The organism is Amorphus coralli DSM 19760 (assembly GCF_000374525.1).
GTDB lineage: Bacteria > Pseudomonadota > Alphaproteobacteria > Rhizobiales > Amorphaceae > Amorphus > Amorphus coralli.
This window is the reverse complement of sequence record NZ_KB894572.1, coordinates 416,966-438,129: the sequence shown is the minus strand read 5'-3', so window position 1 is coordinate 438,129 and position 21,164 is coordinate 416,966. Positions and strand designations below refer to the sequence as shown.

Sequence of the window (21,164 nt, the reverse complement as noted above, 5' to 3'; positions counted from 1 at the left end):
GTCAGGACGGCGCGTCGGTGACGGCAGAGAGCGCCGGATAGAGCGCCCGGTAGCGGGCATATGCTGCGTCAAAGGCGTCGGTCAGCGACCGGTCCGGCTCGGCCGAGTGGGCGATCGCGGGCGGCGTGCAGACGGCGGCCGGATCGGCGCCGGTGGCCGCCATGAGGCCGAGCCGGGCGCCCCCGAAAGCCGCCCCAAAATCGCCCTCCGCCGGCAGGTCCACTGGGATGCCGAGGATCGTGGCGATCAGGCCGGTCCAGGCCGAGGCACGGGAGCCGCCACCCACCGCCGTCACCCGTTCGGGGCGGGAGCCGGCCGCGCGCATGGCCTCCAGGCAATCCCTCAGCGCGAAGGCCACCCCCTCCAGCACCGCCCGGGTCATTGCCGCCCGGTCGTGCTCGTGGGCAAGGCCGACGAAGACGCCGCGGATCGCCGCATCGTTGTGGGGCGTGCGCTCGCCGGAGAGGTAGGGCAGGAAGGTGATGCCGCTCGGAGGCGTGGACGCCTCGCCCAGCTCCGCCAGGAGCGCGGCCGGGGTGGAGCCGGAAATGCGGGCGAACCAGTCGAGCGAGGCGGCGGCCGACAGGATCACCCCCATCTGGTGCCAGCGGCCGGGTAGCGCATGGCAGAAGGTGTGAACCGCCGTTTTCGGGCTTGGCAGATAGGCCGCGTTGGCGGCGAAGAGGACGCCCGAGGTTCCCAGCGACACGAAGGCGGAGCCCGGCTCGACCGTTCCCGCGCCGACGGCGGAGGCGGCGTTGTCCCCTGCCCCGCCGGCCACCGCGACCGGTCCGTCCATGCCCCAGCGCGCCGCGAGCTCCGGCCTCAGCGTGCCCGACACCTCGGTGCCCTCGACGAGGCGCGGCATCTGGTCGGCGCGCATGAAGCTCGCATCGAGGAGCGTCTGTGACCAGGCGCGCGCGCCGGTGTCGAGCCAGCTCGTACCGGCGGCGTCGGACATCTCGCCGACATGCTCACCGGTCAGCCAGAGCCGCAGATAGTCCTTCGGCAGCAGCACCTTGGCCGTCGTCGCGAAGATCTCCGGCTCGTGGGTCTTCACCCAGACGAGCTTCGGCGCGGTGAAGCCGGGAAAGACGATGGTGCCGGAGATCGCCCGGAAGCGCGGATCGGCATCAAGCGCCGCCGCCTCGGCGTGGCTGCGGGTGTCGTTCCAGAGGATGCAGGGCCTGAGCGGCCGGTCGGAGGCGTCGAGAAGCGTCGCCCCGTGCATCTGACCGGAGAGGCCGATGCCCCTCACCGCGGCAAGCGCCGACGCGTGGTCGCGGCGCAGGGCGTCGATGGCAGCCTCTGCGGCCGCCACCCAGTCGGCCGGATCCTGCTCGCTCCAGCCCGGATGCGGTCGCGAGACGGTGAGCGGCGCGGTGGCCGAGCCGACAGGGCGCTGGTCCCCATCGATCAGCAGCGCCTTCAGCCCCGACGTGCCGAGATCGATCCCGAGATACATGCTGCCGGCCTACCGGCCGCTCTCGATGTAGCGCGTGAGGACAGCTTCCGTACCGTCCTCCCAGAGCGCGCCGAGGGCATGGGCGAACGCGGTGCGAAAGGGCTCGGCCTTCGCCACATCGCCATAGACCTCGGCCATGCCGAGCCACGCGTCCGGATCGGTGCGCGCCTGGCGCGCCAGCGGCGCGAGCGTGTCCCAGTTCGGGTCGTTCGGCTCGATGACCGCGCCGCTTTCCGTCTCGCCGTAGCAGTAACGGCACCAGAGCGCGGATTCGAGCGCCAGGCCGGTGACGCCCGCCCCCGCCTTCAGCCGGTCGGCAATCGTGGGAACGATGAATTTCGGCTGACGGTTGGAGCCGTCCAGGCAGAGCCGGCGCACCGTGTCGCCGATCTTCGGATTGGCGAAGCGGCGCTTGATCTCGCCGAAATACCAGTCGAGGTCGGTGTCCGGCACCGGCGGCACCACCGGCATGATCTCGGTGCGCTCGATCTTCTCCAGGAAGGCGGACACCAGCGGGTGCTGCATCGCCTCGTGGACGAAGTGGATGTCGAGGAGGCCGGCCGGGTAGGCGATGACCGCATGTCCGCCATTGAGGATGCGGATCTTCATGAGCTCGAACGGCGTCACGTCCGGCACGAACTGGACGCCAACCGTTTCGAGCGCGGGCCGGCCCGCCGGGAAATTGTCTTCCAGAACCCACTGGGAGAAGTCTTCGCAGAAGACCGGCCACGCGTCGTCGATGCCGAACGTATCCGACAGAAGCTGGCGCTCGCGGTCGCCGGTTGCGGGCGTGATGCGGTCGACCATGCCGCTGGGGAAGGCGACAGTCTGAAGGATCCAGTCGGCGAAGGCCGGGTCGGACAGCCGGGCGACACCCGCCACCGCGTTGCGCGCGACAATGCCGTTGTGGGGGATGTTGTCGCAGGACATCACGGTGAAGGGCTCAAGGCCTGCCGCCCTGCGCTGCTTCAGGCCGGCGGCAATGAGACCGAACACGGTCTGCGGCGCATCGGGATTGGCCCCGTCGGCGACGATCGGCGGCTGGGTGGGGTCGAAGGTCCCGGTGGAATCGATGAAGTAGCCGCCTTCGGTGACAGTCAGCGACACGATGCGGATGGCCGGATCGGCGAGCCGCTCGATGATCGCCGCGACGTCCCCCACGGGCAGCATGTCGATCATCGCCCCGGTGACGCGCGCACGGCTTTCCTCCGCCGACTGCTCGACGACGGTGGTCAGCCAGTCCTGGCCTTCCAACGCGGAGCGCATCGCCGCATCGCCCGGCATGACGCCGGCTCCGACGAGCGCCCAGTCGTGGTCGCGGCCGGTGGCGAAAAGATCGTCGAGATAGACGGCCTGGTGGGCCCGGTGGAAGTTGCCGACGCCGAAATGGAGAATGCCGGCGGCCAGCCCAGCCCGGTCGTAGGCCGGAACGGCGGCCTGGTCCTCGATGGCGGGAAGCGCGGCGGCGGATAGCCGAGTGGTCATGGTGGATCCTTGCAGCCGGAGCGCGGCGGGAGAGCCTCAGCTCATCCAGTTGCCGCCGTCGACATTGTAGGTCTGGGCAACGATATAGTCTGCCTCGGAGGACGCGAGGAAGACAGCCATGCCGGTCAGGTCCTCTGCCCGGCCCATGCGGCCGAAGGGAACCGCCTCGCCGACAAGGCGCTTCTTCTCGCCGATCGGCCGGTTCTCGTATTTCGCAAACAAAGCATCAACGCCGTCCCAGTGCTCACCGTCGACCACGCCGGGGGCGATCGCGTTGACGTTGATGCCGTGGCGGATGAGATCCAGCCCGGCCGACTGGGTGAGGCTAATGACAGCGGCCTTCGTGGCGCAATAGACGGCGACCAGCGCCTCGCCGCGCCGGCCGGCCTGGCTCGCCATGTTGACGATCTTGCCGCCCTCGCCCTGCGCGATCATTCGCTTCGCCACCGCCTGCAGCATGAACAGGGTGCCGGAGACATTGATGGCGAACAACCGGTCGACGCTTTCGCGCGAGATCTCGACGATGGGCGCGAGATCGAACAGGGCGGCGTTGTTGACCAGAATGTCGATGCGGCCGGTGCGCGCCACGACGGACTCGACCGCGGCGTCGATGGACGCCTGGTCGGTGACGTCCAGGGCGACGGCATAGGCGGCCTCGCCGATCTCCCGGGCCGTCGCCTCGGCGCGGTCGCGATCGATGTCGGCGATGGCGACGGTGGCGCCCTCGCGCACGTAGGCCTCGGCGAAGGTACGGCCGATGCCGCGGGCGGAGCCGGTCACGACGGCCGACTTGCCGGCAAGGCGGGTCATCGGAGGGCCAGCCCCTCGGCGTCGAAGCGGTGCAGCTTGTCGGTCTGGGGTGTCAGCCAGACGGTGTCGCCGTGGCGCACCGGGAACTCGCCGTCGGCGCGGGCCGTCAGCGTGCCGAGACCCTCGGTCTGGACGTGCAGGAAGGTATCCGAGCCCAGGTGCTCGGACACGCTGACCTTGCCCTTCCAGGCGCCGTCGGTGGTGGAGAGCGCCATGTGCTCGGGGCGGATGCCGAGGGTGTGGGCGTCGTGCTTCTTCGCCTCGGCGCCCTCGATGAAGTTCATCTTGGGCGAGCCGATGAAGCCGGCAACGAACAGGTTGCGCGGCTGCGCGTAGAGCTCCAGCGGCGTTCCCACCTGCTCGATCCGGCCGGCCTGCAGCACCACAATCCGGTCGGCCATGGTCATCGCTTCGATCTGGTCGTGGGTCACGTAGATCATGGTGGTCTCCAGGCTGTTGTGCAGCTCGGAGATCTCCAGGCGCATGTTCACGCGCAGCGCGGCGTCGAGGTTGGAGAGCGGCTCGTCGAACAGGAAGGCGGCCGGCTCGCGGACGATGGCCCGCCCGATGGCGACGCGCTGGCGCTGGCCGCCGGAGAGCTGGCCGGGGCGGCGATCCAGATAGTCGGACAGGTTGAGCACCCGGGCGGCGTCGGTGACGCGGCGCTCGATCTCCGCCTTGTCCAGGCCCGCCATCTTCAGCGGGAAAGCGATGTTCTTGCGCACGCTCATGTGCGGATAGAGCGCGTAGGACTGGAACACCATGGCCAGCCCGCGCTTGGCCGGCGGAACTTCGGTGGCGTCGCGGCCGTCGATCTCGATGGTGCCGGAGGAGACATCCTCCAGCCCCGCGATCAGGCGCAGGAGCGTCGACTTTCCGCAGCCCGAGGGGCCGACGAAGACGATGAATTCCCCGTCGCGGATCTCCAGGTCGAGCGGCCGGATGACATCGACGTCGCCGAAGCTCTTGGTGATCTGCCTGAGCGAGATGTGCCCCATTGTTCGAGGTCCCTTATTTCACGGCGCCGAAGGTGAGGCCGCGCACGAGCTGCTTCTGGCTGAACCAGCCGAGGATCAGGATCGGCGCGATGGCCATGGTCGAGGCGGCGGAGAGCTTGGCGTAGAACAGGCCCTCCGGGCTCGAATAGCTGGCGATGAAGGCGGTCAGCGGTGCGGCCTTGGCCGCGGTCAGGTTGAGGGTCCAGAACGCCTCGTTCCAGGCGAGGATGATGTTCAGGAGCATCGTCGAGGCGATCCCCGGCACCGCCATCGGCGTCAGCACGTGGATGATCTCCGCCTTGAGGCCGGCGCCGTCCATGCGGGCGGCTTCCAGGATCTCGCCGGGGATCTCGCGGAAATAGGTGAACAGCATCCAGATGATGATCGGCAGGTTGATGAGCATCAGGACGATCACCAGCCCGCCCACCGTGTCGAGCAGCCCGAGATTGCGGAAGATCAGGTAGATCGGGATCAGCACGCCCACCGGCGGCAGCATCTTGGTGGACAGCATCCACATCAGGACGTCCTTGGTCCGCTTCGCCGGCACGAAGGCCATGGACCAGGCGGCGGGAATGGCGATGACCAGCCCGAGCACCGTGGAGCCCAGCGAGATCACCACCGAGTTCCAGAAGTGCCGGAAATAGTTCGAACGCTCCTGGACCTCGACATAGTTTTCCAGCGTCCAGTCGAACAGCAGGAAGGACGGCGGCGAGGCGATCGCCTCGGCTTCCGTCTTGAAGCTGGTCAGCACCGTCCACAGCACGGGGAAGAAGATCAGGATGCCGATCGCCCAGGCGAACAGCGTCATCCCCAGCTTGCGGCGCGAAGAGGCGGATCTGGCCATCGGTTCCCCCTGCCCTTCTAGACGTCGAGATTCTTGCCGATCATCCGCATCAGGAAGATCGCGACGATGTTGGCGAGGATGACGGCCACGACGCCGCCGGCGGATCCGCCGCCCACGTCGAACTGCAGCAGCGACTGGGCGTAGACGAGATAGGTGATGTTGGTGGTGGCGTAGCCGGGTCCGCCATTGGTGGTGACCAGGATCTCCGCGAACACCGACAGGAGAAAGATCGTCTGGATCAGCACCACCACGGTGATGGCGCGGGCCAGGTGCGGCAGCATGATGTGGAAGAAGCGCCGGACCGGGCTCGCCCCGTCCATCTCGGCGGCCTCCAGCTGTTCGCTGTCGAGCGACTGCAGCGCGGTGAGCAGGATCAGCGTGGCGAACGGCAGCCACTGCCAGGCGACGATCAGGATGATGGAGGCGAGCGGCGCCTGGCCCAGGAAATCGAAGGGCTGCAGGCCCAGGCCCTTGGCGATGTTCGCGAACAGCCCGTTGACGGGGTTCATGAACATGTTCTTCCAGACCAGCGCCGACACGGTGGGCATCACGAAGAAGGGCGCGATCACCAGGATCCGGACGATCCCCTGCCCCCACATGGGCTGGTCGAGCAGAAGGGCGAGCAGCACGCCGCCCACGATGGTGATGACCAGCACGCCGCCGACCAGCACCAGCGTGTTGATCAGCGCGGCGAAGAAGGCCGGGTCGGTCAGGAAGAAGCGGTAGTTGAGGAAGCCGATGAACTCGTTCGTTCCCGGCATCAGGAGATTGTAGCGCTGGAACGAGAAGTAGATCGTCATGGACAGCGGGATCGCCATCCAGCCCAGCAGCAGCAAGACGGCGGGCGAAATCATCAGCCGCGCTGCGGATCGCGAATGAGCCGTAGCCATCGCCGGACACTCCCACTCGGGGCAGGTTGCACCCTGCCACTCATGCGTTGGAGACCGGGCGTCCCCGCGAACGGAGACGCCCGGTGGGAGGAAGACTACCCTATTTCGGGTAGCCGGCCTTCATCATTTCGCGGTTCGTGACGTTCTGGGCGTTCTGCAGGGCCTGATCGGCCGACATCTGCCCGGCCAGCGCGGCGGAGAACATTTGGCCCACCGCCGTGCCGATGCCCTGGAACTCCGGGATCGCGACGAACTGGGCGCCGGTATAGGGGATCTCCTGGACCGACGGCTTCTTGGTGTCGACCGCGTTGATGGAGTTGAGGGTCATCTCCGCGAACGGAGCGGCCTTCTGGTACTCCGGGTTCTCGTAGAGCGAGGTGCGGGTGCCGGGAGGCGCCGCGGCCCAGCCTTCCTGCTCGGCGACGAGATCGGTGTAGCCCTTGGAGGTCGCCCAGGCGACGAAGGCCTTCGCGGCATCCGGAGAGTTCGTCGATTTCGGGATGGCGAGGTTCCACGACCACAGCCAGTTGCCGTGGTTGTCGACGCCCTCCTTGTTAGGGAACTGGGCGAAGCCGACCTTGTCGGCGACGGTGGAATCGTCCGGGTCGGTCACGAAGGACGCAGCCACCGTGGCGTCGATCCACATGCCGCACTTGCCCTGCTGGAAAAGGGCGAGGTTCTCGTTGAAGCCGTTCGACGAGGCACCGGGCGGGCCGTAATTGTTCATCATGTCGAGATAGTCGGTGAGCGTCGCCTTCCACTCCTCGCTCTCGAACTGCGGCTTCCAGTCCATGTCGAACCAGCGCGCGCCGTAGGAATTCGACATGGCCGTGATGAAGGCCATGTTCTCGCCCCAGCCGGCCTTGCCGCGCAGGCAGATGCCGTAGATCTCGTTGTCCTTGTCGGTCATCGCCTCGGCGGCGGCCTTGATGTCGGCCCAGGTCGGCTGGTCGGGAATGGTAACGCCCGCCTTCTCGGCGAGGTCGGTCCGGTACATCAGCATCGCCGACTCGCCATAGAACGGCGCGGCGTAGAGCGTGTCGTCGACCGACAGGCCGCCCGCGATCGCCGGCAGGATATCGTCGGCGTCATAGCGCTCGGGCATGCCCTCGAGCGGCAGCAGCCAATCCTGCTTCGCCCACAGCGGCACCTCGTAGTTGCCGATGGTCATGACGTCGAACTGACCGCCGTTGGTGGCGATGTCCTGGGTCACGCGCTGACGGAGCGTGTTCTCCTCAAGCGTCACCCACTCCAGCTCGATGTCGGGATGATCCTTGGTGAAGGCATCCGCCAGCTTCTGCATCCGGATCATGTCACCGTTGTTCACGGTGGCGATGGTGATCGTCTCGGCGTTGGCCGCCGTGGTCAGGGCCAAAACGGATGCGGCGCCGACCAGCCATGCTGGATAGCTCATGCTTTCCTCCCGTTGCCGCGCGACGCTTGCTTCAGGCCGCGCTGGTTGTGCCTGGCCCGGACGGCCTCATGCCGCCGGTGGTCTGTCCAGATCTCGGACGATGCCCACCGCACCGCGCCCGAACCTCGGTTCAAACCTTTTGCCTGTCAAAACTACATCACCTCGTCCGACCAGAGTCAATAATTAAATCACTTTGATTTTGCAATTAACGCGCACCCCGGCCCGCGCGGCGTTTCGTGGCTTTACGCCGACAGTCGCCAGGCCGGACGGCGAGCGCCGCCGGGCCGAATACCCGGCAAGGATTGCGCCGCGCGCCAACAATCGCAAGACGCGACGTCGGCTGCCGCCAATCTCAGGTCGCCGCCGGGATCAGCTCCACGCGCCTTGGCAGGTCGGCGCCGCGCCGCGTGCAGGTGATGGCCGCGGCATCGGAAGCGAACCCGAGAAGACGGCGCACGTCTGCCTCCGTGAACGCCGTCAAGGCCTCCCGCGCGTGCGCGTCCGTTTCGGCGAGATGGGCGATGGTCGCGGCCATGAAACTGTCGCCGGCGCCGACCGTGTCGGCCACCTCCACTGCACGGCCGGGCTCCGTGACGGTGCCAAAGGCGCCGAACGCCTGCGCGCCGGTGCGGCCGCGCGTCACGATCACCAGGGCGGCGCCGGCCTCAAGCCAGGCGGCCGCGGTGTCGTCCGGCGAGCGACCGGGGAAAAGCAGCTCCAGATCCTCCTCGCTCACCTTCACCAGGTCGGCCAGCGCCACGAAAGCGGCGACCCGCGCGCGCCAGATGTCAAGATCCGGCTCCACCGTCAGCCGCACGTTCGGATCGAGCGTCAGCAGTTGCTTCCCCTTCTGCCGACCGAAGAGACCAAGCAGGCTGGCGCCGGTCGGGTCGGCCACCAGCGAGTAGGAGCCGGCATGAAGCCCCCACACGTCGGTGCCGATGGAGGGAAGCGCGTCGGCTTGAAGGCTTCTGTCCGCGGCGTTGTCACCGTAGAAGGCGTAGACCGGGCTGCCGTCCGGCCCGAGATCGACGAGGCTGAGAGTGGTCGGCCGGTCGGTGCGACGCAGATAGGAGGTGGCGACACGCTCGCGCTCCAGCGTGTCGTAGAGCCGCTGGCCAAGACGATCGGTGGAGAGGCCGGTCAGCAGGGCCGCGGCATGGTCCAGACGCGCCAGCCCCACCGCCACGTTGAACGGCGAGCCGCCGACCCGCGCATCGAAGGTGAGGCCGGAAGCGCCCTCCCGGCCGAAAAAATCCCACAACGCCTCGCCGCAGACGACGAACATGCCTCCCGCTCCTTCTTCTTGTGGCTTGGGGCCATGCTTGCACGCCTTGGCCCGTGGCTCCACAAAGAGGAGCCGACTTCGGACCCAGCCACATGAAGGTCGGCCCGTCAATAATTAAATCATATTGGTTTTTTTAATTTCGCAAGCTAGGGTGGGACACCGGCTTTCGGCAACAGCGACCGGCGGCGATGGACGCACCGTCCGGCGACGCCCAAAATGATCCCGACCGCGTCCCGGGACGACGCGGGAACCAGGTCAAGACGGTCGCAACCGACAGGCGCGCCTGCGGGCTATCGGCAGGCTACGGGGAGGACACAGGGGCAAACGCATGCGGGGCGGAGATACCAGCGGACTACGCGCCTACAACGAGCGCCTCATCATGGACGCGCTGCTGCGCGCGGGCGCCCTGTCAAAGGCCGAGCTTGCCCGCGAGACGGGACTGAGCGGCCAGGCCGCCTCAGTCATCGTCAACCGCCTCCTGGAAGAAGGCCTGCTGATCAAGCGCGACAAGATCCGCGGTCAGATCGGCCAGCCGTCCACCCCGATCGCCCCCAACCCGGACGGCGCCTTCTCGCTCGGCGTGAAGATCGGCCGGCGCTCCACGGAAGCGATCCTCGTCAACCTCGTCGGCGAGGTGATCGAGGCCAGCGTGGAGAGCTACGAGGCCCCCCTGCCCGACCTGACCATCGGCTCGGCCATTCGCCAGGCCGGGCGGCTCCTCGACAACGCCGCCCCGGAAACCCGCTCGCGGGTGGTCGGGCTCGGCATCGCGATGCCGGGCGAGATCTATGCCTGGTCGAAGGAGCTGGGGCTGGAACCCGGTGCCCTGGACGGCTGGCGCAACGCCGACGTGGCCGGCGCGCTGGAAGAGGCGACCGGGCTGGACACCGCTCTGCAGAACGATGCCACGGCGGCTTGTGCCGCGGAGATGATCTCCGGCGCGGCTATCACCAGCCCGAGCGCCCTCTACATCTATCTCGGCACCTTCATTGGCGGCGGCATCGTCATCGACGGCAAGCTCTATCCCGGCGCCCAGTGGAATGCCGGCGCCGTCGGCTCCATGCCGGTGGGCGATTTCCGGCCCGGGCACCAGCCCGAGCAACTGATCCACAGCGCCTCGGTCATCAAGCTGGAACACGCCCTCGCCGATGCCGGCATCGACCCGTCGGCGGCGCTGGCCGGCGAGGCCGGAGACGGTGCCACGCCGCTGTTCGAGGCCTGGGCGGACGCGGCCATCCCCGACCTGTCGCGCGCCGTCGTGTCGGCGCTGTCGATCATCGATTTCGAGACGGTGGTGGTGGATGGGCTGCTGCCCCCGCCCTGGCGCGATGCCATCGCCGAACGCCTCGCGGGCGCCCTTGCGGGCTTCAACCGCGCCGGCCTGGCGCCGACCCGGGTGCGCACCGGCTCCATCGGTCCGATGGCGCGGGTGCTCGGCGCGGCGATGCTGCCGCTGCACGAGCGCTTCTCGCCGGATCCGGGCCTGCTGGTCCGCATCGCGGCCGACGGCGGCACGCGGGCGCGCGCCGCCGACGACTAGCATCCGGCGTCGGCGCCTCGAAAGGACGCACGCCGCCGGCCCCGCAATCAGGCGAAGGTCGCCTCGACCGCCGTCTTCACCTTGCCGGCGATCAGGTCGGCTTCCTCGCGGCTCAGGCAGAGCGGCGGAGCGAAGCCCGCGATATCGCCCTGCGGCATGGCGCGGGAGATCACGTTCTCGCCGGCCAGCGCCTGCACCACGCGGGCGCCCGCCTTCTCCGAGGCATCGAAGTAGGTGCGGCTGTCGCGGTCCTTCACGAACTCCACCGCAATCAGCAGACCCTCGCCGCGCACCTCGCCCACGTGCGGGTGGTCGCCGACGGCGTCGACGAGCGCCTGCTTCAGGTAGGCCCCGGTCTCGCCGGCATTCTTCACCAGGCCCAGCTCGTCGATGAGCTTCAGGTTGGCAACGCCGGCCGCCGCGCCGATCGGGTGCGCGGAGTAGGTCCAGCCGTGGCCGATCGGGCCGAACTCGTCGGTGCCCTCTTCCAGCACCTTCCACACCTTGTCGGAGACGATGGAGCCGGACAGCGGCGCATAGGCCGAGGTGAGGCCCTTGGCGATGGTGATGATATCCGGCCGGATGCCGTAGTGGTCGGAGCCGAACATGGAGCCCAGGCGACCGAAGCCGGTCACCACCTCGTCGGCGATCAGCAGGATGTCGTGCTTGTCGAGCACCGCCTGGATGGCCGTCCAGTAGCCGGCCGGCGGCGGCACGAGGCCACCGGTGCCGAGCGCCGGCTCGCCGATGAAGGCGCCGATCGTGTCCGCGCCCTCGCGCTCGATCAGCGCTTCCAGCTCGGACGCGCAGTGCGCGACGAACGCCTCCTCGCTCATGGAGGTGTCTTCGCGGCGGAAATAGTAAGGCGCCTCGGTGTGGATCACCTGGGCGAGCGGCAGGTCGAACTTCTTGTGGAAGAGCTCCAGCCCGGTCAGCGAGCCGGTCATCAGGCCGGAGCCGTGATAGCCGCGCCAGCGCGAGATGATCTTCTTCTTCTCCGGCTTGCCGCGGATGTTGTTGTAGTACCAGACCAGCTTGACGTTGGTCTCGTTGGCGTCTGAGCCGGACAGGCCGAAATAGACCTTCGACATGTTCGCGGGCGCCCGGTCGAGCACCATCTTGGCCAGCGTGATGGAGGCCTCGGTGCCGTGTCCGACATAGGCGTGATAGTAGGCCAGCTCGCGCGCCTGCTCGGCGATCGCCTCGGCGATCTCGGGGCGCCCGTAGCCGACATTGACGCAGTAGAGGCCGGCGAAAGCGTCGAGCATCTTCCGCCCGTCACGGTCCTCGATGTAGACGCCCTTGCCGCCGGTGATGATGCGCGACGGAGTCTCGCCGCGGGCATGCTGGGCAAGATGGGTGGAGGGATGGAAAAAGGTCTCGCGATCCCACTCGGCGAGCTTGTCGTTGGTCAGCATGTCGTGGCCCTCTTGGTGTCGGGGGTGTCGGAAAGCGGTCGACCGATATCGTCCCAATCCTCCCATCCGGGGAAGCGCAGCGGCTCCTCCCCGTCCAGGCCGGCGAGACGCTCGGCGAACGCGGTCTTGGATTGCTCGAGCTGGCGGCTGAATTCGTCCGCGCTCGCATAGGAATAGCCGTGGCCCTGGATGCCGAAACTGGCGTGCGGACGCAGCACGGAAAAGCCCATGTAATGGAGCGAGAACTGCGTGGACCAGAGAATCGCGTCTAGCGAGCCGCCCCGGCCGCCGCTGACGAAGCTCGGCTCCGGTGCCCCGGAGGTCACCGAACACAGCGCCCGCTTGCCGCGGAAATAGCCCCGATCGTAGCGCATCTTGCTGGTGTAGAGCCCGCCGCTGACGAACACCCGGTCGAACCAGCCCTTGAGCATTGCCGGCACCGAGTGCCACCAGATCGGGAACTGGAAGACCACCAGGTCGGCCCGCTCCAGCCGCGCGATTTCGCGGGAGATGTCCGGGGACAGCGTCTCCGTCTTGAACGCGTTGCGCTGTTCGGCAAGCGGCGCAAACACCTCCGCGTCGACCGGCTGGGCATAGTTCTCCCGCTTCTCGACCGGATCGAACCCCTCGCCATAGAGATCGGAGATCTCGACGGTGTCGCCGCGGCCGCGGAACATCTCGGCGCCGACCTGCACCAGCGCCGCGTTGAAGGAGCGCGGCTCGGGGTGGCAATAGACGAATAGGACGGTCATCGTTCGGTCCTTCGGCTCAGCCCCAGTTGCGACAGACGTACTTGATGTCGGTGAAGGCCTCCAGTCCGTAGCGGGCGCCCTCGCGGCCCACGCCGGACTGCTTCATGCCGCCGAACGGGATAGGCGCGCCGGTGACCTTGGTCCGGTTGACGGCGACCATGCCGAAGGCGAGCCGGCGGCTGACCCGATAAATGCGGCGCGGGTCCTGGGTGTGGAGGTAGGCCACCAAGCCGTACTCGGTGTCGTTGGCGATCGTGACCGCCTCGTCCTCGGCGTCGAAGGGGGCAATGGCCGCCACCGGGCCGAAGGTCTCCTCGTGGAAGATCGCCGCCTCGACCGGCACGTCGGCGAGCACCGTCGGCTCGTAGAAGAGATCGCCCTGGGGCGAGCGCTTGCCGCCGGTCAAAAGCCGCGCACCGCGCGCCAGCGCGTCAGCCACGTGCGCCTCCTGCTTGGCGACGGCGCGGGCGTTCATCAGCGGTCCGAGATCGAGATCGTCGATCCCCGGACCCAGCGTCAGCGCCGCGGTGCGCTCGGCGAAGCGGCGGCAGAACTCGCCGTAGACCGGGCGCTCCACCAGGAAGCGGTTGGCCCCGAGGCAGTCCTGGCCGGTCGTGGCGAACTTCGCCTTGATGGCCTCGTCGACGGCGAGGTCGAGATCGGCGTCGGCAAAGACCAGGAACGGCGCGTGGCCGCCCAGCTCCAGCACCAGCCGTTTCACAGTGTCGGCGGACTGGCGGTAGAGCAGCCGGCCGACCTCGGTGGAGCCGGTGAAGGAGAGCGCCCGCACCCGGGCATCCGACGTCCAGGCGCCGACGATCTCGGGGGCGCGGCCGGTGACGACGTTGAAGACACCGGCCGGAAGGCCGGCGCGGTCGGCGAGCTCGGCCAGCGCCAGCGCGGAAAGCGGCGTCTCCTCGGACGGGTGCACCACCACCGTGCAGCCGGCGGCAATCGCCGCGGCGGCCTTGCGGGTGATCATGGCGCACGGAAAGTTCCAGGGGGTCACCAGGGCGGCGACCCCGACCGGCTCGCGCCACAGTTCCACCTCGGCATCGGCGAGATGCGAGGTCACGCCCTCGATGTTCGGGCGCTTCGCCTCTTCCGCGTAGAACTCCACGAAGGACGCCGCGTAGTCGATCTCGCCGCGCGCCTCCGACAGCGGCTTGCCCTGCTCGATGGTCATGATGCGCGCCAGGTCCTCGCGGTGCGCGATCATCAGGTCGAACCAGCGGCGCAGGAGACCGGTGCGCGCCTGCGGCAGCGACAGCGACCACTCGGCGAAGCTCCGGTCGGCGGCGGCGACGGCGTCGACAGCCTCGGCTGCGGACAGCCGGGCGACTTCCGCGATGATGCGGCCATCGGCCGGGTTGGTCACCTCGATCGTGGCGCCGGTGGCCGAACCGACCCAGCGGCCGTTGACGTAGGAGAAGCTGCGCACGAGCGCCCGATCGGCGAGATCGGCCATGAGCGTGTCGCGAATGGTGTCGGTCGCAATCATCGAACGCCTCCCTTCAGGTGAGGCCCGAAGGATACCGGCGACCGGCAGACGATCTTTCTGTTCGGCGCGGACGCGGCAGAGGAATCCTCTGAACTTCGCCGCCTGCGGCGTCAGTTCTCCTGCGCCCCGGGTGCGACCAGGTCGGCCAGCGGCGGCGGGCCCGCCTTGACGTCCTTGGTGACGATGTAGGTGAAGTAGCGCTTGAGGCCGAGCTCGGAGGCGAGCAGCTGGTCGACGAGGCGCTGGTAGCTGTCGATGTCGCGGGTGACGATCTGCATCAGGTAGTCGAAGCCGCCGCCGATGGCCCAGCAGCAGACGATCTCGTCATGGCGGGCGACCGCGCGCTCGAACGCCTGAAAGCTCTCCGCCCGGTGGCTCTCGAGCTCCGCCACCACGAACACCACCACGTGCGGCGCCACCTTGGCCAGCACAACGTCGGCCCGGTAACCGCGGATCAGGCCGGCCTTCTCCAGCCGTCGCAGCCGCTCCCAGCAGGGCGTGGCCGACAGGTTCACCCGGCGGGCAAGGTCGACCTTGGAGATCCGCCCCTCGCGGCTGAGGATGGCCAGGATCTGCAGGTCGCGGTCGTCGAGGGGAATGCTGCTCATCCGCTCAGGCTCATAGGGCAGGAAACCTTGTCAATCTAGCCTCCTCATGCAGGATAGTCTCATGACAATGTGGCCTCCCGATCCGTCAACCCTCACGCGGCCGGTCTACCGGTCGCTGGCCGAAAGCCTCATCGAGGCCATCAAGGCAGGCGAACTGCGCCAGGGCGACCGGCTCCCGACCCACCGCGATCTGGCCGAGACGCTGGGCATCAGCGTGCAGACGGTCAGCCGCGCCTACGAGGAGCTCGACCGCGCCGGCGCCATTTCCGGCATGGTCGGCCGCGGCACCTTCGTGCGCGGATCCCTGTCGGATACCCGCCCCCCGTGGCACCGAATCGGCGCCGACGACGAGGTCGTCGACTTCTCCATGCTGACCCCGGTTACGGGGGAGATCCACCGCGAGCGCATGCAGGCGGCCCTGGCGCAGCTGGCCCGCGACCTGCCCTCCGACGACCTGTTCTCCTTCCGGCCGCGCGCCACCCTATCGACCCACGCCGAGGCGGCGCTCGGCTGGCTGCGCCGCTGCGGCATCGAGACGGACCGGGGCCGGGTGCTGCCGACCAACGGCAACACATCGGCCATGACGGTGGCCCTGATGACCGCCGCCGGGCCCGGCGACCTCGTGGTCTGCGAGGATCTCACCCACCACACGCTCAAGGCCCTTTGCGCGTACCTGTCGCTCGACCTGCGCGGCCTCGCAACGGACGCGGAAGGGATCGTGCCGGACGCCTTCGAGAAAGCCTGCCGCGGCCGGGCCGTGCGGGTCTTGTTCTGCATGCCGGCCGGCCTGAACCCGAAAGCAGCCACCATGAGCCCGGCACGCCGCGCGGCGCTGGTGGAGATCGCCCGCCGGCACGACGTCACCATCGTCGAGGACGATGCCTGGGGCCCGATCCAGCCCCGGCGTGCGCCGCCAATCGCCGCGCTCGCCCCGGAACGCACCTTCTACTTCACCAGCTTCACCAAGCCGATCCTGCCGGGCCTGCGCTATGGCTGGCTGGTGGCGCCGGAGACGCTCGTTTCCGCGACCAGCAACCGCCACCTGGTGACCAGCTGGATGGCGACGCCGCTGATGGCGGAGATCGGCACGCGCTGGCTGCGGGACGGCACGGCGGACGAACTGCTCGCCTGGCAGATGGCGGCGCTCGGCGAGCGCAACCGGCTCGCCACCGAGGCCCTCGCCGGGCTCGCCCCGAAAACCAGCCCGAACGGGCTGCATGTCTGGCTTCCGCTGCCCGACAACTGGGACGAGGACGCCTTCGTCGCCCACGCCCGCAGCGAAGGGGTCGCGGTCGCGGCCGGCTCGTCCTTCGCCGTGGACCAGACGGCGCGGCCCGGCGGCATCCGCATCTGCCTCGGCTGCTCCAGCGAGGTTGGGCTCGGCCGCGGGCTGGAGGTGATCGCGCGGCTGGTGCGCAACCAGCCCGAACCGGCGTTGCTCACCAGTTAGCCCGCCCTTCAATCGAACCATTCGCGGCCAGCCGCATTAGTGAACAGGACATTCGGCGAGCATGTTCCCGAATTCGCGGGATCATTGTGCCGATATTCTGGGCAGCCAATTGTCATGAGTAAGAAATAGATTGACGTGGCTTTGTCCTGATTTAACTCTAGGCGCGTCGGATGTGACGAGGGGGGCACTTCGTGACCGGCTTTGTGTTTTCGTTCCTGACCGCACGGGAGCTCCGTCCGACGTTCGGGTGGAGTCCGCTTGCCATGCGGGCCCGCGCGCGGTGCAAAACCGCCGGTTCCCATCAGGCCTGATGAACGACCCCACCCCCCAACGAAGAAGGACCAGCGATATGCGACGTACAGCACTTCTCACTGCCGCCGCGGCCGGCGCCCTCCTGATCGGCGCGGTCAGCTCTTCCCAGGCGGACACGTGGCGCTACGCCTTCGAAGAGGCGATGGAAGAGGTTCAGGGCAAGTACGCCCAGAAGTTCAAGGAAGAGGTCGAGGCCAATTCCGACCACACCATCCAGCTCTTCCCGTTCGGCACGCTCGGCGAGTCCGCCGACATCATGGAGCAGGCCCAGGCCGGCATCCTGCAGTTCGTCGACCAGTCGCCGGGCTTCACCGGCGCCCTGATCCCCGAGGCGCAGGTCTTCTTCGTCCCCTACCTGCTGCCGCAGGACCAGGACACGCTGAACGCCTTCTTCCGCAACTCCAAGGCCATCAACGAGATGTTCCCCGAGCTCTATGCCGAGCAGGGACTCGAGCTTCTCAAGATGTTCCCCGAGGGCGAGGTCTGCATGACCACGCAGAAGCCGGTAAACAGCCCGGCCGACCTGGAGGATGTGAAGTTCCGGGTGATGACCAACCCGCTGCTGGTGGAGAGCTACAAGGCCTTCGGTGCCACCCCGACCCCGTTGCCGTGGGGCGAGGTCTACGGCGCGCTGCAGACCGGCATCATCCAGGGCCAGGAAAACCCGGGCTTCTTCCTGGAATCCACCAAGATGTACGAGGTGACCGAGGTCGTCACCTGCATCGGCCACAACAACTTCACCACCGCCGTCATGGCCAACAAGGACTTCTATGACGGTCTGTCCGACGCGGACAAGAAGGTGGTCCAGGACGCGTCCGACGCCGCGTTTGAATATATCCTCGACTACCAGAAGAACCTTCAGGAAGAATCCCTGAAGAAGATCAAGGAGGCGAAGCCCTCCATGGAGATCAACATTCTGGCCGAGGACGCCCGCAAGCCCTTCATGGACACGGCCGACGACGTCGAGGCCGCGTTCATCGAGATGACCGGCGACAGCGGCAAGAAGATCCTGGAGCAGATGAAGGCGGACCTGAAGTCCGCTTCGTCCCAGTAAGTTGGCTACCGTCCCGGGCGCCGCGGCGCCCGGGACATCTCTGCCTGTCCAGATGGGGAACGACGCGGTGACCGACGATCCTGACGCCCATGCGCAATCGCACGGCGAGGCGCACATGACCTCCGCCGATCAGCCGGATCTCGGCGAGTACAAGTCATCGCTTCCCGGCTTCCTGGGCACCATCGACATGGCGATCGCCCGCATCGAAGCCGTGGCCCTGGCCGGCGGCGTGCTCCTGATGGCGGCGAACACGATCTCCAACGTGCTCGGCCGGTTCGTCTTCCAGCAGAGCATCTTCTTCTCCGAAGAGCTCAACCGGATCCTCATCATCCTGATCACCTTCGCCGGCATCAGCTACGCGGCGCGCCACGGCCGCCACATCCGCATGTCGGCGATCTACGACGAGATGCCGCCGCACCTGCGCAAGGCGCTGATGGTGGTGATCGCGCTCGTCACGGCAATCTTCATGTTCGGCCTGTGCTACTACGCCGTCGGCTACATCATCACCCAGGCCGGGCGCGGCCGCGTGCTGCCGGCGCTGCAGATCCCCGTCTGGTGGATCTATCTCTGGGTGCCCGTCGGCTTCTTCATGACCGGCGCACAGTACCTGCTCACCGCGATCAAGAATCTTCTCGAGCGCGACATCTATCTCTCCACGCACGTGCTGGAGGGCTACGACGACGACGAAGTGGAGGTCTGACCCATGGCGACCACCATCTTCGGCGTGATGATCGTCCTGCTGCTGCTCGGCTTCCCGATGATGATTCCGCTCATCATCGGCGCCTTCATCGGCTTCTATTCGCTGTTCGGCGGCTTCGGCCAGCTTGAGACGATGATCCAGCAGATGCTCGCGGGCATCCGGCCGGCCTCGCTGATCGCGGTGCCGATGTTCATCTTCGCCGCCGACATCATGACCCGCGGCCAGTCGGCCAACCGGCTCATCGACCTGGTGATGACCTTCGTCGGCCACGTGAAGGGCGGCCTCGCCGTCTCCACCGCGGCCGCCTGCACCATGTTCGGCGCGGTGTCCGGCTCCACCCAGGCCACCGTGGTCGCCATCGGCGGTCCGCTGCGCCCGCGCATGCTGAAGGCCGGCTACAACGACAGCTTCGTGCTGGCGCTCATCGTCAATGCCTCCGACATCGCCTTCCTGATCCCGCCGTCCATCGGCATGATCATCTACGGCGTGGTCTCCAACACCTCGATCTCCGAGCTGTTCATCGCCGGCGTCGGCCCGGGCATCCTGATCCTGCTGCTGTTCTCCGGCTACAGCATGATCTACGCCATCCGCAACAACGTCCCCACCGAGCCGAAGGCAAGCTGGGGCGAGCGCCTCAAGGCCACACAGCGGGCCCTGTGGCCCCTGGGCTTCCCGGTGATCATCATCGGCGGCATCTACGGCGGCATCTTTTCGCCGACCGAGGCGGCGGCCGCCTGCGTCCTCTATGCGCTGATCCTGGAAATGATCGTTTTCCGCTCGATCAACTTCAAGGCGCTTTACGAGACCGCCAAGTCGACCGGCCTGATCACCGCCGTGGTGTTCATCCTGGTCGCCGCCGGCGCCGCCTTCTCCTGGGTGATCTCCTTCGCCCAGATCCCGCAGACCATCCTGGAAGCGGTCGGCGTCGCCGACATGGGCCAGATCGGCGTCCTGTTCGTCATCTCCATCGCCTTCTTCGTCGGCTGCATGTTCGTCGATCCGATCGTGGTGATCCTGGTGCTCGTCCCGATCTTCGCGCCGGTGGTGCAGTCGGTGGGCATCGACCCGGTTCTGGTCGGCGTCATCATCACCCTGCAGGTGGCCATCGGCTCGGCGACGCCACCCTTCGGCTGCGACATCTTCACGGCGATAGCCGTGTTCAAGCGGCCCTATATCGAGGTCATTCGCGGCACGCCGCCGTTCATCCTCATCCTGCTCTGCGTCTCGGTCGCCCTGATTTTCTTCCCGCAGATCGCGCTGTTCCTGCGCGACCTGGCCTTCGGCAAGTGAGGACGTGATGTTCCGACGGATACTCGTTCCCTGTGACGGTTCCCAAGGCGGCGAACGGGCGCTGTTCAAGGCGATCGAACTGGCCAAGCTGTGCGAGGCGGAGCTGATGCTCCTGACCATCTACCGCCACCACAGCCTGCTGGAGGCCTCGTTCTCCATGGTGCGCCCGGAAGATCCCGGCAATCTGGACGATGCCATGCGCGGTCACGCCAAGGAGGTGGTGGATTACGCCAAGCGGGTCGCCATCGACGCCGGCGTCACGCCGCGCGCCTTCGTCAAGGCGGGCCAGCCGGCCCGCGGCATCGTCGCCTTCGCCGCCGAACACGACTGCGATCTCATCGTCATGGGCAGCCGGGGCCTGGGCTCCATCGAGGGCTACCTGCTGGGCAGCGTCTCCCACAAGGTGACGGGCCTCGCCGGCTGCCCCGTGATGGTCGTCTGACGCCACGGAGAACGGGGTTTTCGTCATGCTGTCCCGTTCCGTCACCCCACAGACCATCGAGACCGGGCGGCTGACGCTTCAGCCGGACGCCGCCATGCGGCGCATCGGCCTGCTGCTGCTGGCCACCGACTTGCGCACGGAAATCGACGCGGCGCGGCTGCTCGCTGCCCCGAACGTCGCGGTCCATTCCACGCGCGTCGCCTTCGACAACCCCACCACGCCGGACAATCTCCGCCAGATGGAGCCCCGGCTCGCCGACGCCTCCCGGCTGCTGGTCCCCGGCACCGACCTCCACGCGATCTACTACGCCTGCACGTCCGCCTCCGCGGTGATCGGCGACGACGCCATCGACCGCACCATCGCAGAGGCGCATCCGGACGTGCCGGTCGTGACGCCGACGCGGGCGGCGCTCGACGCGTTCCGGGTGCTCGGCGCGCGGCGCATCGCCCTGGTGACGCCTTATGTGGAGGAAACGGCGATACCGATGATCGCCTATTTCGGGCGCTTCGGGATCGAGGTAACCACCGCCGTCTGCTTCGGCTTCGAGGACGATCGGGTGATGGCCCGGATCACGCCCGAAAGTCTGCTGGAGACCGCGGCAGGCGTCGACCTGGCGTCGGCCGACGCCGTGTTCGTCTCCTGCACGGCGCTGCCGTCGGTGGAAATCGCCGCATCCCTGGAGCAACGCGTCGGACTGCCCGTGGTGACCGCCAACCAGGCCGCACTCTGGGCGCTGCGCGGCCATGCCGGCATCACCGGCGACCCCGGCGGCGCCGGCAGCCTGTTCGCCCACCCGCCGGGCTGATCCGGCGCGTCCGCGTCGCGAACGGAACGATGATTGACGTTGGCGTTAAGCGCGCCCACACCGGTTCGACTAGACCACTTGGCCAGACCCCGTTTCGT

At 67.7% G+C, this 21,164-nt stretch carries 19 protein-coding genes; 7 read left to right on the top strand and 12 right to left on the bottom strand.

Going from position 1 to position 21,164, the window contains the following annotated elements; all coding sequences use genetic code 11:
* Position 1 precedes the first annotated feature (1 nt).
* From xylB to C507_RS0109910, 8 genes are all read right to left on the bottom strand, one after another.
* Positions 2-1,465, bottom strand: a complete 1,464-nt coding sequence (gene xylB, locus C507_RS0109945; RefSeq protein ID WP_018699544.1) for a xylulokinase — start codon at positions 1,463-1,465, stop codon at positions 2-4.
* A 9-nt stretch (positions 1,466-1,474) separates the two neighbouring features.
* Positions 1,475-2,950 (bottom strand): mannitol dehydrogenase family protein, encoded by a 1,476-nt coding sequence (locus C507_RS0109940; RefSeq protein ID WP_018699543.1) that lies wholly within the window; start codon positions 2,948-2,950, stop codon positions 1,475-1,477.
* Between the two features lie 36 nt (positions 2,951-2,986).
* Positions 2,987-3,760 carry an L-iditol 2-dehydrogenase gene (locus C507_RS0109935; RefSeq protein ID WP_018699542.1) on the bottom strand — a complete coding sequence of 258 codons (774 nt, stop codon included), beginning with the start codon at positions 3,758-3,760 and terminating at the stop codon, positions 2,987-2,989.
* Complete coding sequence (locus tag C507_RS0109930; RefSeq protein WP_018699541.1) at positions 3,757-4,758, bottom strand: ABC transporter ATP-binding protein; 1,002 nt, start codon at positions 4,756-4,758, stop codon at positions 3,757-3,759. The genes C507_RS0109935 and C507_RS0109930 overlap by 4 nt, the downstream gene beginning before the upstream one ends.
* A gap of 13 nt (positions 4,759-4,771) precedes the next feature.
* The gene (locus C507_RS0109925) at positions 4,772-5,602 is read right to left on the bottom strand and encodes a carbohydrate ABC transporter permease (protein ID WP_018699540.1); all 831 of its coding nucleotides are present in this window, start codon (positions 5,600-5,602) and stop codon (positions 4,772-4,774) included.
* Between the two features lie 17 nt (positions 5,603-5,619).
* A complete protein-coding gene (locus C507_RS0109920) occupies positions 5,620-6,492 on the bottom strand; it encodes a carbohydrate ABC transporter permease (RefSeq protein WP_026318988.1) in 873 nt (290 codons plus the stop codon).
* A 100-nt stretch (positions 6,493-6,592) separates the two neighbouring features.
* Complete coding sequence (locus C507_RS0109915) at positions 6,593-7,906, bottom strand: ABC transporter substrate-binding protein (RefSeq protein ID WP_018699538.1); 1,314 nt, start codon at positions 7,904-7,906, stop codon at positions 6,593-6,595.
* A gap of 352 nt (positions 7,907-8,258) precedes the next feature.
* Complete coding sequence (locus C507_RS0109910; protein ID WP_018699537.1) at positions 8,259-9,194, bottom strand: carbohydrate kinase family protein; 936 nt, start codon at positions 9,192-9,194, stop codon at positions 8,259-8,261.
* 328 nt (positions 9,195-9,522) lie between these two features.
* On the opposite strand from C507_RS0109910, the gene C507_RS0109905 reads away from it, so the two are divergent.
* Positions 9,523-10,734 (top strand): ROK family transcriptional regulator, encoded by a 1,212-nt coding sequence (locus C507_RS0109905; protein WP_083923444.1) that lies wholly within the window; start codon positions 9,523-9,525, stop codon positions 10,732-10,734.
* A 47-nt stretch (positions 10,735-10,781) separates the two neighbouring features.
* Here C507_RS0109905 and C507_RS0109900 read toward each other — a convergent pair whose 3' ends face one another.
* The 4 genes from C507_RS0109900 to C507_RS0109885 all read right to left on the bottom strand — a co-directional run bounded on the left by C507_RS0109900 (position 10,782) and on the right by C507_RS0109885 (position 15,013).
* Entirely contained in the window at positions 10,782-12,152 is a 1,371-nt protein-coding gene (locus tag C507_RS0109900) for an aspartate aminotransferase family protein (protein WP_018699535.1), read from the bottom strand.
* The gene (locus C507_RS0109895) at positions 12,146-12,904 is read right to left on the bottom strand and encodes an NAD(P)H-dependent oxidoreductase (protein ID WP_018699534.1); all 759 of its coding nucleotides are present in this window, start codon (positions 12,902-12,904) and stop codon (positions 12,146-12,148) included. Before C507_RS0109895 ends, C507_RS0109900 begins: the two co-directional genes overlap by 7 nt.
* A gap of 16 nt (positions 12,905-12,920) precedes the next feature.
* Positions 12,921-14,405: an NAD-dependent succinate-semialdehyde dehydrogenase gene (locus tag C507_RS0109890; protein WP_018699533.1), complete on the bottom strand. Its 1,485-nt coding sequence runs from the start codon at positions 14,403-14,405 to the stop codon at positions 12,921-12,923.
* 110 nt (positions 14,406-14,515) lie between these two features.
* Positions 14,516-15,013: an Lrp/AsnC family transcriptional regulator gene (locus tag C507_RS0109885; RefSeq protein WP_018699532.1), complete on the bottom strand. Its 498-nt coding sequence runs from the start codon at positions 15,011-15,013 to the stop codon at positions 14,516-14,518.
* Positions 15,014-15,074: 61 nt separating this feature from the next.
* Here C507_RS0109885 and ehuR point away from each other — a divergent pair, with 61 nt between their 5' ends.
* The 6 genes from ehuR to C507_RS0109855 all read left to right on the top strand — a co-directional run bounded on the left by ehuR (position 15,075) and on the right by C507_RS0109855 (position 21,066).
* Positions 15,075-16,463 (top strand): MocR-like ectoine utilization transcription factor EhuR, encoded by a 1,389-nt coding sequence (gene ehuR / locus C507_RS0109880; protein ID WP_026318985.1) that lies wholly within the window; start codon positions 15,075-15,077, stop codon positions 16,461-16,463.
* A 349-nt stretch (positions 16,464-16,812) separates the two neighbouring features.
* Positions 16,813-17,829 carry a TRAP transporter substrate-binding protein gene (locus tag C507_RS0109875; protein ID WP_018699530.1) on the top strand — a complete coding sequence of 339 codons (1,017 nt, stop codon included), beginning with the start codon at positions 16,813-16,815 and terminating at the stop codon, positions 17,827-17,829.
* 67 nt (positions 17,830-17,896) lie between these two features.
* On the top strand, positions 17,897-18,529 hold the full coding sequence (locus tag C507_RS0109870) for a TRAP transporter small permease (protein ID WP_245559666.1): 633 nt from the start codon (positions 17,897-17,899) through the stop codon (positions 18,527-18,529).
* A gap of 3 nt (positions 18,530-18,532) precedes the next feature.
* Positions 18,533-19,819 (top strand): TRAP transporter large permease, encoded by a 1,287-nt coding sequence (locus tag C507_RS0109865; protein WP_018699528.1) that lies wholly within the window; start codon positions 18,533-18,535, stop codon positions 19,817-19,819.
* A gap of 7 nt (positions 19,820-19,826) precedes the next feature.
* On the top strand, positions 19,827-20,261 hold the full coding sequence (locus C507_RS0109860) for a universal stress protein (RefSeq protein ID WP_018699527.1): 435 nt from the start codon (positions 19,827-19,829) through the stop codon (positions 20,259-20,261).
* A 25-nt stretch (positions 20,262-20,286) separates the two neighbouring features.
* Positions 20,287-21,066 carry an aspartate racemase/maleate isomerase family protein gene (locus C507_RS0109855; RefSeq protein WP_018699526.1) on the top strand — a complete coding sequence of 260 codons (780 nt, stop codon included), beginning with the start codon at positions 20,287-20,289 and terminating at the stop codon, positions 21,064-21,066.
* The last annotated feature ends 98 nt before the right edge of the window (positions 21,067-21,164 follow it).

Bases quoted from the DNA above. Each gene is read 5' to 3' on its own strand.
- xylB (WP_018699544.1), bottom strand. From the start codon at position 1,465: ATGTATCTCGGGATCGATCTCGGCACGTCGGGGCTGAAGGCGCTGCTG.
- C507_RS0109940 (WP_018699543.1), bottom strand. From the start codon at position 2,950: ATGACCACTCGGCTATCCGCCGCCGCGCTTCCCGCCATCGAGGACCAG.
- C507_RS0109935 (WP_018699542.1), bottom strand. From the start codon at position 3,760: ATGACCCGCCTTGCCGGCAAGTCGGCCGTCGTGACCGGCTCCGCCCGC.
- C507_RS0109930 (WP_018699541.1), bottom strand. From the start codon at position 4,758: ATGGGGCACATCTCGCTCAGGCAGATCACCAAGAGCTTCGGCGACGTC.
- C507_RS0109925 (WP_018699540.1), bottom strand. From the start codon at position 5,602: ATGGCCAGATCCGCCTCTTCGCGCCGCAAGCTGGGGATGACGCTGTTC.
- C507_RS0109920 (WP_026318988.1), bottom strand. From the start codon at position 6,492: ATGGCTACGGCTCATTCGCGATCCGCAGCGCGGCTGATGATTTCGCCC.
- C507_RS0109915 (WP_018699538.1), bottom strand. From the start codon at position 7,906: ATGAGCTATCCAGCATGGCTGGTCGGCGCCGCATCCGTTTTGGCCCTG.
- C507_RS0109910 (WP_018699537.1), bottom strand. From the start codon at position 9,194: ATGTTCGTCGTCTGCGGCGAGGCGTTGTGGGATTTTTTCGGCCGGGAG.
- C507_RS0109905 (WP_083923444.1), top strand. From the start codon at position 9,523: ATGCGGGGCGGAGATACCAGCGGACTACGCGCCTACAACGAGCGCCTC.
- C507_RS0109900 (WP_018699535.1), bottom strand. From the start codon at position 12,152: ATGCTGACCAACGACAAGCTCGCCGAGTGGGATCGCGAGACCTTTTTC.
- C507_RS0109895 (WP_018699534.1), bottom strand. From the start codon at position 12,904: ATGACCGTCCTATTCGTCTATTGCCACCCCGAGCCGCGCTCCTTCAAC.
- C507_RS0109890 (WP_018699533.1), bottom strand. From the start codon at position 14,405: ATGATTGCGACCGACACCATTCGCGACACGCTCATGGCCGATCTCGCC.
- C507_RS0109885 (WP_018699532.1), bottom strand. From the start codon at position 15,013: ATGAGCAGCATTCCCCTCGACGACCGCGACCTGCAGATCCTGGCCATC.
- ehuR (WP_026318985.1), top strand. From the start codon at position 15,075: ATGACAATGTGGCCTCCCGATCCGTCAACCCTCACGCGGCCGGTCTAC.
- C507_RS0109875 (WP_018699530.1), top strand. From the start codon at position 16,813: ATGCGACGTACAGCACTTCTCACTGCCGCCGCGGCCGGCGCCCTCCTG.
- C507_RS0109865 (WP_018699528.1), top strand. From the start codon at position 18,533: ATGGCGACCACCATCTTCGGCGTGATGATCGTCCTGCTGCTGCTCGGC.
- C507_RS0109860 (WP_018699527.1), top strand. From the start codon at position 19,827: ATGTTCCGACGGATACTCGTTCCCTGTGACGGTTCCCAAGGCGGCGAA.
- C507_RS0109855 (WP_018699526.1), top strand. From the start codon at position 20,287: ATGCTGTCCCGTTCCGTCACCCCACAGACCATCGAGACCGGGCGGCTG.